Origin of the sequence: Sphingomonas aliaeris (assembly GCF_016743815.1) — a bacterium.
GTDB lineage: Bacteria > Pseudomonadota > Alphaproteobacteria > Sphingomonadales > Sphingomonadaceae > Sphingomonas > Sphingomonas aliaeris.
Map to the genome: position 1 here is coordinate 115,675 of NZ_CP061035.1, position 17,462 is coordinate 133,136.

Here is a 17,462-nt window from a genome sequence, read left to right on the forward strand (position 1 = left end):
GGCGGGTGTCCGTTCATGCCGCGCACTGCGGGCTCGAATCAGCTCGGCTGTCAGATCCATCTCCTGAATTTGTTGTTCCCCTGTGAATAATCCGTCCCCATATGAATATCAATCATATTATTATCATATTCACAGGACGCGGCCGCACTCCTTCCGGTGGACGAGTGCGGACAGAAAGTACGGTGCCGGGGAGGGGGCGGCGGACCGGCTGCCGTTAGGCTTTCGGCACGAACATCAGGCCCAGGGCCGCGACAGCGCGACGGAGATGCCGCGGACCTCATCCGGATAAGGGCCGCCGACCGCGCAGTAGAAATGGTACAGGTCACCCCTGTGGGAGACGAGCGCGGGTTTGTGCGCATAGTCGTCGTCGATCGAGCCCTTCGGCCCCACGTCGATTAACACCTCATTCGTTTTGCGGAAGTGCAACGGGTCGGGGCCGGTAGCGACGAGTTCGCGCGCCTTGCCGTCGGTGCCCAGCCCGAAATAGTACATCGCCCACTCGCCCCGGTGCGTCGCCACGAACGGATCGCTGGCGAAGCGCGCATCCGGCGTGCCCGGCGCACCGTTGGCAATCAGCGGATTTCCCGCATGTCGCTGCCACGTCACCAGGTCGCGGGACGTCGCAACGCCGGTCTGTTCGTGCCAAGTCTTCTCCGCGGTCTTCGCGTTGTAATAAAGGTAGAACGTGTCGCGATGTTTGACGAGATACGGCTTGTACAAGCCGCCGCGCTCCCACTCTGCGCCGTCTTCGGGTCGAAGGATCGGCGGTCCGCGGTGCCAGGTCTTCAGATCGGTACTGAAGGCTAGACCGATCACCGCCGCACCCTGTTCGTATCCCGCGCTGGGATAGGCATGCCAGGCACAGACATAGCGGCCACCGACCTTGATCAGCCGGCCCGGCGAATACAATTCCGTTTCGCGCAATATCGATGCGGCGGCGACGTTGTACCGGGTGACGGGGTCGCTCGGGTCGCGCGCAAGCATAACGCCCTGCCGTTCCCAGTGGATGAGATCGTCGGAGACCGCGATCCCGGTCTGATACCCGATGCCGTCGAACCCGACATAGGTCAGATAGAAGCGCCCTCCGTGCGAAAAGACGAACGGGCAATCCACCGCCTTCTCGTCGAACGAGCCGGGTACTTTCGATCCCCCGAGCACGAGCCGGTTGAATTTGTAGGGCGTCCTCAGCGCCGCAAACCGGTCTGCTGATGGACTCGCGAAGGCGCGGCTGGCGATCGAACCGCCGACCAGGCCCATTCCTCCGCCGATCAACGCCCGCCGCGATACCGATTGCAAGGTCATCGACCTACTCCTGCCTGTGAAAGTGCCTGAGCCCAGACCGCATATCCACGTTCCCCGGGGTGCGTTCCGTCGATCATCATGCCGGGGATCAGGCTGCCATTCCGATCGAGGAAGCGCGCGCCGATATCCAGATACCGCACCGTACGATCGGCCGCGAAGTGCGCGGCGATCAGTCGGTTCGTCTCGACGATGGGCGCGCGGTGCGGATCCGTCGCCGCCGTGCCGCGCGGGAAGATCGCCATTACCGTGATCCGGCTCGCTGGACTGACTTCGCGCACCGCGCGGACGATCGCGTCGATCCCGGCCACCACTTCGGCAGGCGTGTTCGCGCGCGCATTCTCCGTCCCGACCAGATTGTTCGTACCGATGTTGATAACCACGTCGCGTGGGGCAGTCCCGCGCATCTCGCCCTGGCGAAGGCGCCACAACACGTTCTGCGTGCGGTCCCAGCCGAAACCGAGATTGAGCACCGGCATCCGGCCGAACAGCTTCTGCCACGCGATCGGCCCGTTCCGGCGCGCGGAGTCCGGCTGACCCGCCCAGAAATGCGTGATCGAATCCCCGATCATGACCACGCGCGGCCGCATCGTGTCGTTCAGCGCCAGCACCGCGCGGTGGCGCTCGTACCAGTCGTACGAATCCTGCTCGAGCCTCGGCAGGGGAATGATCGCGCTGTTCGCCTCGGACAATCGAGCCAGCGGCACCCTTGGAGGCTCCTGCAGCAGCCTGGCCAGCGTCGGTTCGACCGCCGCCGCCATACGCGCCTGACCGAACGTGTCCGGATGCACCGCATCGCGCTTCGGGCCGGGCAGGCGGGGGTCGTAGAACATCGAGGTGTCGAGGCTGCCGTCCGGACGCAGGAAGATCGTTCCCACATCCAGATAGGTGACGCGCGGATCCTCGGCATACAGCGCGGCCAGCATAGCGTTGACGGCCCGATCGGTGGCGACCTTTTGCGCCGGCCCCTCGCTCGGCAATATGCCCAGCAGCAGGACGCGCGTGGTCGGATGCCGTGTCGCCAGCTCGCCGATGATCGCCTGTATCCCGCACACGGTCTGCGCCGCGGTGCGATTGCGTGCCGTGTCGTTGGTGCCGACAAGCAGCAGCGCCACCTTGGGCGAGACGCCGTCCAGCTCGCCATGTCGCAGGCGCCACAGGACGTTCGACGTGGTATCGCCGCCGGACCCGAGGTTGATCGCGTGGCGCGGCGCATAAAAGCGGTCCCACGTCCGGCTGAAATGCTCGTCCGGCAGGATCATCTTGTCATAGTTATGCGTGATCGAATCGCCGATCAGGATGACGTCCGGGTTCGGGCCCCTGACGATCCGCGCGAGCACGCCGGCGTGGCGCTTTGCCCACCACGGCTCGTTCAGCCGGTCGGTCGCGGCCACCGTGCCGCCGCTCTCGCACATCGCCGGAGCGGCGGGCGAAGCGGCCGCAGGCGCCGCCTGCCACACTGCACCGGCCAGCACGAAGGCCTGCATGACCCGCCGCCAGATACCGGCGCGGTGGATCAGGCGAACCACGGGATTACGATCACTCTCCATAGCATCCTTGTCCGCAGAGGAATGAGATGTTTTCCTGTGAATACGGCCGCTAAGCGGGCTTGGCTAGCCGGCCAAGTATATTCACGAATGCATTCAGGGGCCTGTGGGGCGCTGAGGCGCATTTTTGCACGAAAACAGGGATCGACCGTTGCAGTCTTCACGTTGCACATTCACGCCCATCGGCCTTCCTAAGGCTGTCTGATCCACGATGTCGCCGGGAACCCGATCATGTCCGCACCACAAGCCACGCCGTCCGAAAGCATTGCCCGATGACCGCCATCGAACGCGACAATCTCGCCGTCGTCACCGGCGCCGCGAGCGGGATCGGACTGGAAGCTGCCAAGGCGTTTGCCGCAGCGGGCATGCGCGTCGTCGTGGTGGACCGATCGGACGATGCGACGATGCGGGCCGCCTTGGAGATCGGCGACCTCGCGTTCCCGATGACGTGCGACGTGTCGGACCGGAAAGCGTTCGATACGCTCGCCGCGACGATCGGACAGCGGCACGGAACGGTATCGGTCCTGATGAATAATGCCGGCATCGGCGCCGGGGGCGACGTGCTCGCCCCGTCCGCCGATTGGGATGCGGTCCTCGGCGTCAATCTGATGGGCGTGGTCCACGGTGTGCAGGCGTTCGTTCCGGCGATGCTGGCCTCCGACGCGCCGGGCGTCGTCATCAACACCGGATCGAAACAGGGCATCACGCAGCCCCCCGGCAACACCGCCTACAACGTCAGCAAGGCCGGGGTGAAGGCGCTGACGGAAGGCCTTGCGCATACGTTGCGGTCGCATGCCGGCGGCCGGATCACCGCGCACCTGCTGATACCCGGCTTCACCTATACCGGGATGACAGCGCGCTCCGACGAAAAGCCCGCGGGGGCATGGTCGGCGAAGCAGGTCGTCGACCATATGCTAACAGGCATCGCCGCGGGCGATTTCTACATCCTCTGCCCCGACAACGAGACGACCACCGCACAGGATCACAAGCGTATCCTTTGGGCTGCGGGCGACATCGTGGAGAACAGGCCGGCCTTGTCACGCTGGCATCCCGACTGGAAGGACCGCTTCGCCCGCTACATGGCCGAGCGGTGAGGTCTGGTGGGGGTCGGAAGGCCAGCTTACCCTGCAAATTCATAGGTTGGTAAGCCGGGTGTTCGGGCAAATACCTCGAAAAGTACCCCGACGAATTCCGACGCCGGCAGCCCCGTTGCCGCGGAGGTGACGCGTGATGCCCAGTATCTTTCAAGCAACGCCGTGCATCGTGCCTAGAGTCAGGACTCATTGGTCATAGCCAGAAGATGACGGTAGCCGCGAGGGCGACGGCAGAGAAGAAGACGGTTGGGCATCGGTCGTAGCGAGTGGCGACGCGGCGCCAGTCCTTCAGCCTGCCGAACATGATCTCGATGCGGCTCCGGCGCTTGTTGTATTGGACCGGCTCGTTGCGCGATTTCCGACCTGGGATGCAGGGCTGAATGCCTTTGGCTTCCAGGGCGTCCCTGAACCAGTCCGCGTCATACCCTCGGTCGCCGAGCAGCCACTGTGCCTTGGGCAGATCGTCGAGCAGCGCTGCCGCGCCGGTGTAGTCGCTGACCTGCCCGGCGGTCATGAAGAAGCTCAAGGGCCGCCCGTCCGCATCACTGACGGCGTGAAGCTTGGTGTTCATGCCGCCTTTGGTGCGACCGATCAGCCGTCCAAGGCCCCCTTTTTAACCCGCAGGCTCGATGCCGTGCGGCGTGCCTTCAGGTAAGTCGCGTCGATCATGACCGTTTTCGGTACGGCTTCCGCTGCCGCAAGCCCCTCCATCATGCGCAGGAAAACACCCCTCTCGCCCCACCGCTTCCAGCGATTGTAGAGCGTCCTCTCGACTGCGCTCGAGACAGGCTTGTGCGGACCATACGCGCTCGGTGCATCACACAAGCGCAGTCCGTTGCGATTGACGAAGACGATGCCGCTGAGCACCCGCCGGTCGTCCACCCGCGGCTTGCCGTGGCTCTTGGGAAAGTACGGCTGCAGACGAGCCATCTGCTCATCCGTCAGCCAGTACAGGTCGCTCATCCACGGTCTCCTTGCGGAGCCTGAATCAGATCGCGCCTCTCACATCAATGAGTCCTGACCCTACGACCTCATTGCTGAGATGCTATGAATGAATGTCCGCTTCTGAGTAGCGGCTGTGTCACCTCGAACGACCGAATGTGCGTCTTTTTGGGCTGTTTCCCGCAGATCGAGCAAGTAGGGTTACGTCGCGCCTCCTCAATGGTATGAGAACCTATGCGCAAGCTCGTGCCCTTTTGGCGTGCCTGCTGCTGGTCCTCACGACATGGGCCGGCATGGCCCATGCTGCGGAAGCAGGCGGCGTCGAGATAAGCACGGCAGAGATGAATGCCCACGCACCGGGTGACGGCGACGAGGTCGCCGCCGACGCGGACAACGGCTTTCCGCATCACCATGCGAGCTGCCACGAGCACCACGCGAACACGCCGATCGAAGAGACGACGACGACCCCGATCCTCGCGGCATCGACCTTGCCGCCAGCTGATCTCAGCCGGGCGCTTAGCGGGCACGACACCGAAGCGGATCTCCGGCCTCCGCACGCCTGACGCGTCGATCGAGCACGCGCGGATGCGCGTCCGGGACACTATCTCAGGAGCAATTCATGCATCGCATCGTCGCGGCCGTCCTGGCCGCAGGCGCCTGCGCATCGTCGCTGCAGGCCCAGACCGACCGAACCGCCGCACCAGCGCCGGTTCTTACGCTCGCCGAGGCGCTCGACAGGGCGGGCGCGTCGTCGCCATTCCAGGACGCAGCAGCGGCCGGCATCCGTGCCGCCGAGGCGCAGCGTCGCGTCGCCGGCCTTCGACCCAACCCGTCTATCGTCGGCGAGGCGGAGAACGTCGCGGGCACCGGCATATATCAGGGGCTCAGATCGTCGGAGACGACGCTCGGCCTTGCGCTGCCGCTGGAGCTCGGCGGGAAGCGCGGCGCCCGCATCGCCGTTGCCGAGGCGCAGATCGGACGTGCCGGTCTTCAGGCCGAGATCGCGCGTGCCGACCTGCGGCTTCGGGTGACACAGACCTACAACGCCGCCGCCGCCGCCCAGCGTCGGGTCATCATCGCGGAGGATCAGGTAGGCATCGCGGCCGAAGTGCTGCGTGCCGCCCGCGTGCGGGTGCGGGCCGGCCGCGCATCGCCGCTCGAGGAGCAGCGCGCGGACGTCGCTCGCATTTCCGCCGAAGGGGCGGTCGAGCGAGCGCGACGGTCGGCCGAAGCTGCGTCCGGCAATCTTGCGCGGCTGCTCGACATGCCGGTGGGACAGCTCGATCGCAGCTGGTTCGACGCGGTGCCTTCGGCTGGCACTTTGCGACCGATGGCGGCGTCCGGGACCCTGACGGTCGCAGCGGCGCGCGCCGACCTCGATACGGCAAGCGCGCAGGTACGTCTGGCACGCAGCCAGCGGGTGCCCGACGTCACGGTCAGCGCCAGCGCGCGGCGACTTGAGCAGACCAACGACATCGCTGCGGTGTTCGGCGTCTCCATCCCGCTCAACGTATTCAACAACGGTCGCGCCAGCATCGCCGTCGCCGAAGCGCAGCGCGAGCAGTCGGATGCACAGCGGAGGGTCGCGCTGCTCGACGCGGCACAGGACATGGTGAACGCGCAGGCGGAGGCCGAGAACGCCGCCACCACGGCGCGCAACGCAGCCGGGCCGGCGCTCGCCGCGGCGACCGAAGCCGCTCGCATCGCCCGCATCGGCTACCGCGAAGGAAAGTTCGGGCAGCTCGACCTGCTCGATGCCGAACGCACGCTGCTCGAAACCCGTACGGCCACGATCGACGCGCTGGCCGCCTATCACGATGCGCAGGCCCGTTTGGAACGGCTGACTACGGCCGCGCCGCTCTCCAAGGACGATCAACGATGAATCGCATCATGAAGGCCGCCATGCCGGCGGTTCTGGCTCTTGCCGTATCCGGCTGTGGCCGGTCGGCGGAGCCTATGGAAAGCACCGGCGAAGCGGGGGAAACCAAAGGGGGCCGCTGCCGGCGATCCGATGACCGCTACGCTCTCGGCGCAGCAGATCGCCGACGCAGGCATCGAGGTCACCCGCCCGACCGTCGGCGGCGTCGCCGGCGCGATCGAGCTCCCCGCGACCATCGAGGGCGACCCGCAGGCCGTGCAGGTGGTCTCGGCCGCCATCGGGGGCCGCCTCGTCTCGCTGACGCGCAATCTCGGCCAGCCGGTCCGGCGCGGTGATACGCTCGCCATCATCGAGAGCCGGGAGGCCGCGAGCCTAAATGCCGAGGTGGAAGCCGCCCGCGCCCGCTCCACCCTGGCCCAGTCGAACCTGCGTCGCGAGCAGCGCCTGTTCGCAGAACGCGTGTCGCCCGAGCAGGACCTGATCGCCGCCCGCACCGCCGCGACCGAGGCGAACATCGCGCTGCGTCTCGCCCGTCAGCAACTGTCGGCCACCGGTGGTGGCGGTGGGGCGCTCAACCGCATCACCGTCCGGTCGCCCATCTCCGGTCAGGTGATCGCCCGCTCGGCCACGCTCGGCCAGCAGATCGCCGCCGACGCCGAGATTTTCCGGGTCGCGAACCTGGCCAAGGTGTCGGTGACGATGTCGCTGGTGCCGGCCGACGCCGGTCGCGTCGCGCCGGGCGCGCGTGTCGAGGTCACGTCGGCAGGACGGCGTCAGGAAGGACGCGTCACCTTCGTCTCGCCGATCCTGGATGAGACCACCCGCCTGGTGCCGGTGATCGCGACCATCGACAATGCAGGCGGCACATGGCGCGTCGGCGAGAATGTCAGCGTGTCGGTGTTGCTGCCGGCCACCCGCGATCGCAGCGTGGCCGTGCCATCCGCCGCGGTGCAGATGATCGGCGACAAGCCGCATGTCTTCGTCCGCACGCCGTCGGGCTTCAAGGCGACACCCGTGACGCTCGGCCGCACCAACGGTGGTTCGGTCAGCGTCACGGCCGGCCTGACCGGCGAGGAACGCATCGCCTCGACCAACTCGTTCACGCTCAAGGCCGAACTCGGCAAGGGCGAAGCGAAGGACGAGGACTAGGCCATGCTCGCCCGTCCCCTCCTGGCCCAAATCGTCACCATCGCCGTCGAGAAGCGCTGGCTCGTCCTGCTGTTGACGCTCGCCGCGGCACTCGTCGGGATGTTCGCCATCCAGCGGCTGCCGATCGACGCCGTCCCCGACATCACCAACAACCAGGTGCAGATCAACGTCGTCGCGCCAGCGCTTCTCGCCCGACCAGATCGAGAAGCAGGTCGCCTTCACCGTCGAGACCGCGCTCGCCGGCATCCCCGGTCTCGAACATACCCGCTCGCTCAGCCGCAACGGCTTTGCCCAGATCACCGCCGTTTTTGACGAGAAGACCGACATCTACTTCGCGAGGGCGCAGGTCGCCGAACGGCTTCGTACGGCGGAGGAGAGCCTGCCCGAGGGCGTGAACCCGCAGATGGGACCGATCGCCACCGGGCTTGGCGACATCTTCATGTGGACGGTCGAATACCGCGAGCTCGACCAGGTCAACCACCGCAACGGTGAGCCGGGCCTGCAGAAGGACGGCAGCTACATCACGCCGGAGGGCGACCACCTCGTCGATGCCGCGGACAAGGCGACCTACCTCCGCACCGTTCAGGACTGGATCGTCACGCCCCAGCTGAAGAGCAGCGCAGGCCTTGCCGGCGTCGACAGCCTCGGCGGCTACACCAAGCAGTATCTGGTCGTCCCCGACATCCAGCGTATGGCGGCGATGAAGATCACGCTTCAGGATCTCGCCACAGCGCTCGAGCGCAACAACACCAGCGCCGGTGCGGGCGTTGTCAACCGCAACGGCGAGGGGCTGGCCGTCCGTGCGGATGGTCGGGTGCGCAATGCCGACGAGCTGGCGCGGACCGTGATCGCCACACGCGAAAGCGTGCCGATCCTGCTGAGCCAGATCGCCACCGTCCGCACAGGACAGGCACTGCGCATGGGATCGGCATCCGAGAACGGGCGCGAGGTCGTCGTCGGCACGGCGGTGATGCGGATCGGCGAGAACAGCCGCACGGTGTCCACCGGGGTCGGCGAACGGTTGAAGGAAATCGGCCGCGCGCTGCCCGTCGATGTGGTGGTGAAGCCGGTGCTCAACCGCACCGAGTTGGTCAACTCGACCATCGCCACGGTCGCGCGCAACCTCGCGGAGGGGGCGCTGCTCGTCATCGTCGTGCTGTTCGCGCTGCTCGGCAACTTCCGCGCGGCGCTGATCGCGGCGCTCGTCATTCCGATTACGATGCTGCTGACCAGCGTCGGCATGTTGCGCGCCGGCGTCTCGGCCAACCTGATGAGCCTCGGCGCGCTCGATTTCGGCCTGATCGTCGATGGCGCCGTCATCATCGTCGAAAACGCGCTGCGCCGGCTCGGCGACGCGCAGCACGGCCGCAGCGAGCCGCTGCCATTCCGGCAACGCCTCGATCTGGTGGCGGCATCGGCGCGCGAGATGATCCGTCCGTCCGTTTACGGTCAGGCGATCATCATCCTCGTCTACGCCCCGCTGCTCACCTTCACCGGCGTCGAGGGAAAGATGTTCGAGCCGATGGCGCTGACCGTCATTATCGCGCTCGTCTTCGCCTTCATCCTGTCGATGACCTTCGTGCCCGCTGCCATCGCCATCTGGCTTAGCCGACCGATCAACGAGAAGGAGAGCCGGATGATCGGCTGGCTGCGTCGCCGGTACGAGCCAGGCCTCGGCAAGGCGATGGGGCGGCCGAGCGTCACGCTGGGCGTCGCGCTGGGTGCGCTCGCTCTCGCCGGGCTCGCGTTCACGACACTCGGACAGGAATTCCTGCCGCAGCTCGACGAGGGTAACATCCTTGTGCAGGCGGTCCGCATCCCCGGCACCTCGGTCGACCAAAGCCAGGAGATGCAGTTCCAGGTCGAGAAGATGCTGGCGCGTCAGCCCGAGGTCCGCTTCGCCTTCTCGCGCACCGGTACATCGGAGATCGCGTCGGACCCGATGCCGCCAAACGCCACCGACACCTTCGTCATCCTGAAGCCGCGTTCGGAGTGGCCTGACCCAGGCCTCAGCAAGGAGGCGCTGGTGGAGCGAATGGAGAAGAGGCTCTCGACGCTGCCCGGCAACGCCTACGAGATCACCCAGCCGATCCAGATGCGCTTCAACGAGCTGATCGCCGGCGTCCGCGGCGACATCGCGGTGAAGGTGTTCGGCGACGACTTCGGCGGCATGAACGACGCCGCCGACCGCATCGCCGACGTCCTGCGCAAGACGCGTGGTGCGGTCGACGTGCGGGTCGAGCAGACCGAAGGACTGCCGATGCTGGACATTCGCCCCAACCGCATGGCGATGTCGCGGATCGGAGTCACGGCCGGCGACGTGCAGGACACTGTTGCGGCCGCAATCGGCGGACGTGAGGCGGGCGTGATCTTCGAGGGCGATCGCCGCTTCCCGGTGGTGATCCGCCTGTCCGAGGCATCGCGGTCGGACCTGACCGAAGTGGCGCAGGTGCCTGTGCCGACCTCGGCCGGCGGCTTCGTGCCGCTGTCCACGGTGGCGGACATCGCGGTCGTCGACGGGCCGAACCAGATCAGCCGAGAGAACGGCAAACGCCGCGTCGTCGTTCAGGCGAACGTCCGCGACCGGGACGTGGCCAGCGTCGTGGCTGACGCGCGTGCCGCGATCGACGCGCAGGTGAAGATGCCACCCGGGACGTACGTCGAATGGGGCGGGCAGTTCGAGAACATTGCCTCGGCCCGCGACAGACTGCTGCTCGTCGTTCCCGTCTGCTTCGCTGTCATCATGCTGCTGCTCTACGGGGCGCTCGGTTCGGTGCGCGATGCGGTGATCGTCTTCACCAGCGTGCCGCTGGCCCTCGTCGGCGGCGTGCTGGCGCTGGTCCTCCGGGGAATGCCGTTCTCAGTGTCCGCCGCCGTCGGCTTCATCGCGTTGTCGGGCATCGCGGTGCTCAACGGGCTGGTCATGGTGTCGTCCATCCACGACCTGATGGGGCGTGGCATGGACCGGGTGCAGGCCGCCCAAGACGGGGCGCTCGCACGTCTGCGGCCCGTCGCGATGACGGCGCTCGTCGCCAGCCTCGGATTCGTGCCGATGGCGCTCGGCCACGGTGCGGGCGCGGAGGTTCAGAAACCGCTGGCGACGGTCGTCATCGGTGGCCTTATCTCGGCGACGCTGCTGACTCTGTTCGTCCTGCCGACGCTCTACGCCCGCTTCGGCGGGTGGCGAAGTCCGCCCGAAGCCAAGCCCGCTTCCTGAACGGACGTCTGTAGCCGGGACGGCCATCGGGCAACCGCTTGATCGGTGTGATGATTTAATCCGGCTGATTCAGACCCACCCGTCGTCACTTCCCGCATGCTACGGGTGCAACTTCAAGCGTAACCGCCCATATGATGATCTTGGGAGCGTAGCGATGAACAAGATGATGATGGACGAGCCGTTCCGCCCGGTGGGACTGACGCACGCGCAACAGGGCCTGCTTGGCCAGCCTTTGGAGCGGATCGACGGGCCGGCGAAGGTCACCGGCTCGGCTCCCTACGCTTATGAGGGAACGCCGCATGGCATTTCCTACGCCGCGATAGTCGGAACGCCCGTGGGTTCGGGCAGGGTCACCGCGATCGACGCCACCGCCGCAGAAGCAATGTCGGGCGTGCTCGCCGTCGTCCATGGCGATCCGCGAATGCCAGCGGGCGAGGCGAACAGCCGTGCGATGCCCACCATGGCAACAGACCGCATTTTCCACGTTGGCCAGCCTGTCGCGATCGTCGTCGCCGAAAGCTTGCTCGTAGCGCAGGAGGCCGCCGCGCTCGTTCGCGTCTCCACGGAGCCGGGCGAGGACCGCTTCGACCCGCGCGCTCAGCCGGTAGACCGCAAGCCGGCGATCGGGTTCCTGCCGCCAATCCGCAAGGGCGATCTGGACTCCGCGCTGGCCGCTGCCGCCGTCGTCTTCGACCGGACCTATACGACCCCGATCCACTTTCCCGCCGCGCTCGAGCCGCACGCGTCTACTGTGTGGTGGGACGACGGTCGCCTGACGGTGCGGTCGAGCAACCAAGTGATCGGCTCGGCGCGCACGACGATTGCCCAGGTTCTGGGGATCGATCCCGGCAACGTGCGTGTCCTCGCGCCTTATGTCGGTGGCGGCTTCGGCGGCAAGACCGGGGTTGGACCCGAGGTCATCCTCGCCGCGATCGCCGCTAAACGGGTTGGGCGGCCGGTCAAGATAGCCCTGCCGCGCCGCCAGACGGCATATATGGTCCACCACCGATCCGACACCGTGCAGCGACTGCGTATCGCCTGCGATGCCGATGGTCGTATCAGCGCGATGGCGCACGAAAGCATCGCTGCGCAGAACGACGATGGCGAATTCCTGGAACCGGTGCCGTTCGGCACGATGCCGCTCTATGCCGGCGAGACGCGGTGGTTCACGACCGACCTCGTCCGCGTCGACCTGCCCGCCACGGGCGCAGTGCGCGCACCCGGCGAGGCGGTCGGCACCTTCGCGGTCGAATGCGCCATGGACGAGCTTGCGGAGCAACTCGGGCTCGATCCCGTCGAACTGAGAAGGCGCAACGAGCCCGAGACCGATCCGCTGAACGGCAAGCCCTTCAGCACGCGCCGGCTGCTCGACTGCTACGACGAGGGCATGCGCCGGTTCGGCTGGGACCCGCAGCCGGCCGCGTCCGTGCGCGAGGGTGAGTGGCTGATCGGTACCGGCATGGCCGCGGCGCTACGGGGCAACTTCACCGTCAACGCTGAGGCGCGGGTGACGTTGGCGGCGGACGGCCGCGCAGTAGTAGAGACCGATATGACCGACATCGGTACTGGCACTTACACTATTCTGGCACAGACGGTGGGCGAGATGCTGGGCCTCCCGCTCGCTTCGGTCGAGGTGCGGATCGGCGACTCCGACCTGCCACCCAGCGCCGGCTCCGGCGGGTCGTTCGGTGCCGGCTCGGCCTGCGCCGCCGCAATTCTCGCGTGCGAGGATATCTTGGCTGAACTTGCGCTGCGGATGAACTCGGCGCCCGACGAGCTGAGACTAAAGGACGGCTGCGTCAGCGTCGGCGGCCGACAGGTCAGCCTGCTCGACCTCGTGCGCGGTGAGGCGATCGTTGCTGACGGCAAAACTGGCCCGGGGGCCGAGAGCAAGCGCACCAGCCAGGCAAGTCACGGCGCGCACTTTTGTGAGGTCGCGGTCAACGCAGTTACGGGTGAGGTGCGCGTGCGGCGCATGCTCGGCGTGTTCGATGTAGGTCGCGTCCTCAACCGCAAGACTGCTGCGAGCCAGCTGATCGGCGGGATCGGCTGGGGTATCGCCTATGCGCTATGCGAGGATGCCGTAGTCGACCCGCGCTCGGGGCGGTTCGTAAACCCGGACTTTGGCGAATATCATGTCGCGACCAACGCGGACGTGCCGAAAATCGAAGTGCACTTTATCGAGGAGATTGACGACTCCGCCAACCCCGCAGGCGCCAAGGGGGTCGGCGAACTTGGCATATCCGGTGCCGGTGCGGCCGTCGCGAACGCAGTCTACAACGCCACTGGCGTTCGGGTGCGCGACTTCCCGATCACCCTCGACAAGCTGTTGGACGGACTGCCGGCAAGTTGATTGGGCGACGTGCCTTAAGTGTTGCAGTCTGTCCCGCTGCACACGCCGTACGGACCGGCAAGCTCGATCGATGCCGGTCTGGCGCAGGCCGTTTTCGCCGAGCTTTGGTATGTGGTTGATGTTTTGATTCAGGAGGCTTGGGGCTGAACGCCCGCCGACACCGGACTAGAGAACCTTTTGGCGACCTTTTGGATCGATATTGGAAAGGTCGGCGGTCCCTAATGGAGGTATGGTCCGGCTCTCATGGAACAGCAGTCAGCTTGGTCGACGCGTAACGGTTCAGGATGGCGCGGAGATCATCGTTGTGTCCGTAGAAGGCGTGTCCCCGGCCGGGGACGTCCAGTCGCTCCGCCGACGGAAAGGCCTTCATGTACCGAGCAGCCGTGCCAAGCGGCAGGTAGTCGCACGAGCCGCGGATCAGCAGCGCGGGCGCCATCGAAAGCGGCTTCGTAACTTTCGGTTGCTGTTCGAGGGACGCCTGTAGTCGGAGTTGCGGATAAAGGTTGCCGCCAGCTGGAGACAACGGCCGTTTGAGCTTCGTCGTGGCGCCCTTGCATTGGTACCCATAGATGAACTCTGTTCGGGACGCCCGCGCCTGCTGAGTTGCCCGTGCTTCGTCCTGGCTCTGCCAACGTTCAGCAAGCTGAGGCGCATGGTTGATCAGCAGGAACAGGGTCGCATCGCGCAGGGTCGGCTTGAACCCGCCGTTCGTGTCGGTCTTGGAATAGTCCAGCGGCAACGGTTCGCCGGGGAAGTCACCCGGCGAATCGAGGATCGTCGCCGCCACGCGATCGGGGTGGGCGCGTACGTAGGCCGCGGCAAGCGAGGCTCCCCAGCTCTGTCCCCAGACCACGATCTTTTCAGCACCAGAGGCCGCACGTAGGGCCTCCAAGTCTTCCACTGCTCGGGCAACGGTATAATCTTGGACCGGCAGGTTGCCCGAGGCACCGCTTCCGGCCTGGTCATAAAAGATCGTCCTGAACCCGGCATCCCGAAACCCCTGCGCAACATCGAAATCCCTGTTGCGAACGAAAGTGCCTGGGCCGCCCGCAAGGAACACCACGGGCGTCTGGTGCCGCACAGACGTCGGGGAGAAAGACCACCATGCAAGCTCGGACCCAGCGGACGTCTTCAGATTACGATGGGGACCACGAGGGTCTATCCCGGGTTCCGCGCGGGGTAGCTCGGGGCTAAGCACCACTGCTGTTAAGAGGCTGGCAAGCGGGAGCGCAGCGAGGATGCCGGCGAAACCAGAAGCTGTTTTTTTCCGCACGCCAGCTCGGCTTGCCAGAAGTCGGGCAAACGCCGACGCCACTCCCGCTCCTGCCAAGAGTGGAACGGCAACGACTAGGAAGAGGGTCGGGGCATGCGGCGCAAACAGGTATAGCACACCGAAACTGAGACCTGCCCCAATGAGAGCGACTAGAAGCAGCCCAACCCAGCCAAGGACCTTTCGCATCTTCGCTACCCCACAACTGACCCCGTTACATATGCTACTCAGCCAGCGCCGGGATGCCAATCTGTTCGTAAGAGCGCAGTAGGACTAGTCCTTGATCACTCGAAGGGAGTGCCAAAGAGGCCGTGGAAAAGGATTTATCCTAGCCCCGGCGCCAGCTCGCCGACAGTTCCGAACCGACGGCTACGAGCGTGGCTGAAAGAGCGTTCGCTTCGTAGCTACTGTCCATCGGCCTTGGATGTCAGGTCAGGGGGCCTAACGGACCGGCTTTCGCCGATCCGCTGTCAGACTGAGGGTAGCGGCGATCGTTCGCCAGCGTCGAGTGATGCTGCCTAGCCTGGGATGTGGATTCCGCACAGCTTGTTGCCGTCGGGGTCGCGCACATAGGCCAAAGTGATGGTTCCCATCGCCGACTCACGTGGGCCAGGTCGATCCTCGATCGAGGTGCCGCCGTTGGCGATAGCTGTATCGTGAAAGAGTTCGACCTGCGCGGGCGAGTTGCATGAGAACGCTACGGTGCTGCCGTTAGCTACCGTCGCTGGTTCATCATTGATCGGCTCGCTAACGATGAAGTTCGTCCCCCCCTCATGACGATAAAATAGGCGGGTATGGCCGCTGCCGGCTACGTTCAGCGTGGCTTCGCCAGCGCCAAGGGCGCCGAGCACGGCATTATAGAATCGCTTGGATCGCTCGATGTCGTTGGATCCTACCATCGTATGGAACAGCAAGTTTTCTCTCCTACGTGATTTCGAGCGGCCTAAAACACGCTCGTCGATGCCATTAACCCGGATATGGAAGTCATTCCCACCCCGAATGCCGAGCCAACACTCGGCGGCGGGCGTACCCGCTGCTCGGCGTAAGTTTGGCTGATCACGACGTAACGCATGAGATCGTGAACGAGCGTTCAAGGCTGGGCTGGATGAAGGGGCGGATTTACGGCCGCGATTGGGTCTAATAACCCCCTTAACCCAGGGCACGCCTACCTCACCGAACATGTTGAGCAGCGCCGCCTTGAGTTCGAGCGATTCCCATTGCTGCATAGGATTGAGATGCTGACGGGATCGGGCAGCAGGCGAACGCCAAACCTTTGAACGTCCCGCTCGCCTTGTATCCAAGCTTGTGCCGATCGAACCTCCAGTCCGGGTCGCGGGAGGTCTGGCCTATGTACAGGCCTTGGCGTTCCAGAAACGCTGGGTAATGTATTAGCACTACATAGACGAATGCCTTGCTCGGCTTTGGCCGGCAGTCGTCGCGCGCAAAGCGCTGGCGGCTTGTTTCGCCGCCGCCATTCAGATCGCAGCCCTTACCGCGTTGGCAGCGGCGCGGGCAAGGCGGTTCACGCGACCCATGACCAGCGCTCGAGCCGCCTGCTTTACGCGAAGCCAGGTCTCGTGTTCGTAGATGGCGCCGGCGAGCGCACGAACTGGCAGCGCACATCGGCGATGTCGAGGAATACCGCACACGCGCGCGATCCATGTTCGACGCGGTCGAAACCGGGACCATCGTCCCGGACGTGTGGCGCACTTACGACGTGTCCGAGGCTGGAGGGGCGCACGCAGACCTCGAGGGCGGCCTTTCTTACGGAGCGATCGTGCTGACACCCCGATAAAGGTAGAGATCGGGTGACGGATCTTGCCGAGACATGTAGCTCTACGCGTACAACCGTCAGTTGTGAAACCAACGTGCAAACGACGTTTTTTCCGCAAAGTTCGGTGCGTCAGGAGTCCGCAACAGATCGTCTGCGTGGGGAATGACCGGCCATCCAGTGAAGACTCACTGTCTCCACACGGTTCGTACCCGCCGAGATGAACAAGCCTCCGCTTCCGGGGAGGGGATAGATGCCGTCGAATGACCGCAATCGGGTCATTCAATTAGCTTGAAACGAGCCACTCGCGTAGAAGGTTCGTCACCTCTCCTGCGCGCTCCATCGGCGATAGATGACCGCAAGACTTTAAGAGGTAAAAACGTGCTCCAGGTATTTGTTGCGCGAGGTCTCGGGCATCGGCAAAGGAACAAATTTTATCCCGGTCGCCTACGGCTACCAACGTTGGAACCCGAATTGCGGCGATCGCTTCTGCGATGTTGGGTCGGGCAAGCAACGCACGCTGTTGCCGCGCGAATACGACCTTACCAACACGCTCAGCCATTGCGAGGGCAGGGCCGCTTACAATCGCTGAAAGCTGTGGGTCGGCATGTGGAGCGGTAGCGATCAAGCCCTGATCGGCGACCGAACGCGTCCGCGCTTCCATAGATGCGCGCGTTCCGAACATCGCGATGCGCACGACCCTTTCAGGCGCCTGTCGCAACACCTCCAGCGCGACATAACCGCCAAGGCTGACGCCCGCGACGGCGAACCGTGGCGGGGCGTCGGCGAGCACACGGGAAGCCATCGCAGCGATCGTCTCGTCCTGAGAAAGGTCGCCGAATTCCGGCTCAGCAACGTCGCCCAGATCCATGATCTGCCGAGCCCAGAGTTGTCCGTCGCATCCCATCGCAGGGAGCAGCATCAACGGCGTGCGGGTCATG

Annotated in this window: 11 protein-coding genes and 1 pseudogene; 6 read left to right on the top strand and 6 right to left on the bottom strand. The window is 65.3% G+C overall.

From position 1 onward, the window contains the following. Window positions 1–234 precede the first annotated feature (234 nt). Together H5J25_RS00500 and H5J25_RS00505 are read right to left on the bottom strand one after the other, a co-directional pair. Window positions 235–1,302: a glycoside hydrolase family protein gene (locus tag H5J25_RS00500; protein WP_202093765.1), complete on the bottom strand. Its 1,068-nt coding sequence runs from the start codon at window positions 1,300–1,302 to the stop codon at window positions 235–237. Further along, window positions 1,299–2,828 carry a GDSL-type esterase/lipase family protein gene (locus tag H5J25_RS00505; protein ID WP_225883253.1) on the bottom strand — a complete coding sequence of 510 codons (1,530 nt, stop codon included), beginning with the start codon at window positions 2,826–2,828 and terminating at the stop codon, window positions 1,299–1,301. Before H5J25_RS00505 ends, H5J25_RS00500 begins: the two co-directional genes overlap by 4 nt. Window positions 2,829–3,118: 290 nt before the next feature. Between H5J25_RS00505 and H5J25_RS00510 the strand changes: the two genes are divergently transcribed. After that, window positions 3,119–3,940: an SDR family NAD(P)-dependent oxidoreductase gene (locus H5J25_RS00510; RefSeq protein ID WP_202093770.1), complete on the top strand. Its 822-nt coding sequence runs from the start codon at window positions 3,119–3,121 to the stop codon at window positions 3,938–3,940. Between the two features lie 193 nt (window positions 3,941–4,133). On the opposite strand, the gene H5J25_RS00515 is transcribed toward H5J25_RS00510, so the two are convergent. Then, window positions 4,134–4,903 (bottom strand): IS5 family transposase gene (locus H5J25_RS00515; protein WP_202093772.1). Its coding sequence is split into 2 segments (ribosomal slippage): window positions 4,134–4,555 and window positions 4,555–4,903, totalling 771 coding nucleotides; the frame shifts between segments, so codons are not numbered across the junction. 203 nt (window positions 4,904–5,106) lie between these two features. Between H5J25_RS00515 and H5J25_RS00520 the strand changes: the two genes are divergently transcribed. The 5 genes and pseudogenes from H5J25_RS00520 (at window position 5,107) to H5J25_RS00540 (ending at window position 13,480) form a co-directional block, all read left to right on the top strand. After that, window positions 5,107–5,445 (top strand): hypothetical protein, encoded by a 339-nt coding sequence (locus H5J25_RS00520; protein WP_202093774.1) that lies wholly within the window; start codon window positions 5,107–5,109, stop codon window positions 5,443–5,445. A gap of 56 nt (window positions 5,446–5,501) precedes the next feature. After that, the gene (locus tag H5J25_RS00525) at window positions 5,502–6,764 is read left to right on the top strand and encodes a TolC family protein (protein WP_202093776.1); all 1,263 of its coding nucleotides are present in this window, start codon (window positions 5,502–5,504) and stop codon (window positions 6,762–6,764) included. 129 nt (window positions 6,765–6,893) lie between these two features. Beyond that, complete coding sequence (locus H5J25_RS00530; RefSeq protein ID WP_404829558.1) at window positions 6,894–7,910, top strand: efflux RND transporter periplasmic adaptor subunit; 1,017 nt, start codon at window positions 6,894–6,896, stop codon at window positions 7,908–7,910. A gap of 3 nt (window positions 7,911–7,913) precedes the next feature. After that, window positions 7,914–11,127, top strand: a pseudogene (locus H5J25_RS00535) (efflux RND transporter permease subunit). A 154-nt stretch (window positions 11,128–11,281) separates the two neighbouring features. Further along, the gene (locus H5J25_RS00540) at window positions 11,282–13,480 is read left to right on the top strand and encodes a xanthine dehydrogenase family protein molybdopterin-binding subunit (protein ID WP_202093778.1); all 2,199 of its coding nucleotides are present in this window, start codon (window positions 11,282–11,284) and stop codon (window positions 13,478–13,480) included. A 241-nt stretch (window positions 13,481–13,721) separates the two neighbouring features. Here H5J25_RS00540 and H5J25_RS00545 read toward each other — a convergent pair whose 3' ends face one another. The 3 genes from H5J25_RS00545 to H5J25_RS00560 form a co-directional block, all read right to left on the bottom strand. Continuing rightward, a complete protein-coding gene (locus H5J25_RS00545; protein ID WP_202093780.1) occupies window positions 13,722–14,561 on the bottom strand; it encodes an alpha/beta fold hydrolase in 840 nt (279 codons plus the stop codon). Window positions 14,562–15,268: 707 nt separating this feature from the next. Then, the gene (locus H5J25_RS00550) at window positions 15,269–15,649 is read right to left on the bottom strand and encodes a VOC family protein (RefSeq protein WP_202095845.1); all 381 of its coding nucleotides are present in this window, start codon (window positions 15,647–15,649) and stop codon (window positions 15,269–15,271) included. A 1,158-nt stretch (window positions 15,650–16,807) separates the two neighbouring features. Further along, a complete protein-coding gene (locus H5J25_RS00560) occupies window positions 16,808–17,461 on the bottom strand; it encodes an alpha/beta fold hydrolase (protein WP_202093782.1) in 654 nt (217 codons plus the stop codon). Between the last annotated feature and the right edge of the window lies 1 nt (window position 17,462).

Excerpts from the sequence above, each read along its gene's own strand:
- H5J25_RS00500 (WP_202093765.1), bottom strand. The coding sequence starts at position 1,302 with ATGACCTTGCAATCGGTATCGCGGCGGGCGTTGATCGGCGGAGGAATG.
- H5J25_RS00510 (WP_202093770.1), top strand. The coding sequence starts at position 3,119 with ATGACCGCCATCGAACGCGACAATCTCGCCGTCGTCACCGGCGCCGCG.
- H5J25_RS00520 (WP_202093774.1), top strand. The coding sequence starts at position 5,107 with ATGAGAACCTATGCGCAAGCTCGTGCCCTTTTGGCGTGCCTGCTGCTG.
- H5J25_RS00525 (WP_202093776.1), top strand. The coding sequence starts at position 5,502 with ATGCATCGCATCGTCGCGGCCGTCCTGGCCGCAGGCGCCTGCGCATCG.
- H5J25_RS00530 (WP_404829558.1), top strand. The coding sequence starts at position 6,894 with ATGACCGCTACGCTCTCGGCGCAGCAGATCGCCGACGCAGGCATCGAG.
- H5J25_RS00540 (WP_202093778.1), top strand. The coding sequence starts at position 11,282 with ATGAACAAGATGATGATGGACGAGCCGTTCCGCCCGGTGGGACTGACG.
- H5J25_RS00550 (WP_202095845.1), bottom strand. The coding sequence starts at position 15,649 with ATGGTAGGATCCAACGACATCGAGCGATCCAAGCGATTCTATAATGCC.
- H5J25_RS00560 (WP_202093782.1), bottom strand. The coding sequence starts at position 17,461 with ATGACCCGCACGCCGTTGATGCTGCTCCCTGCGATGGGATGCGACGGA.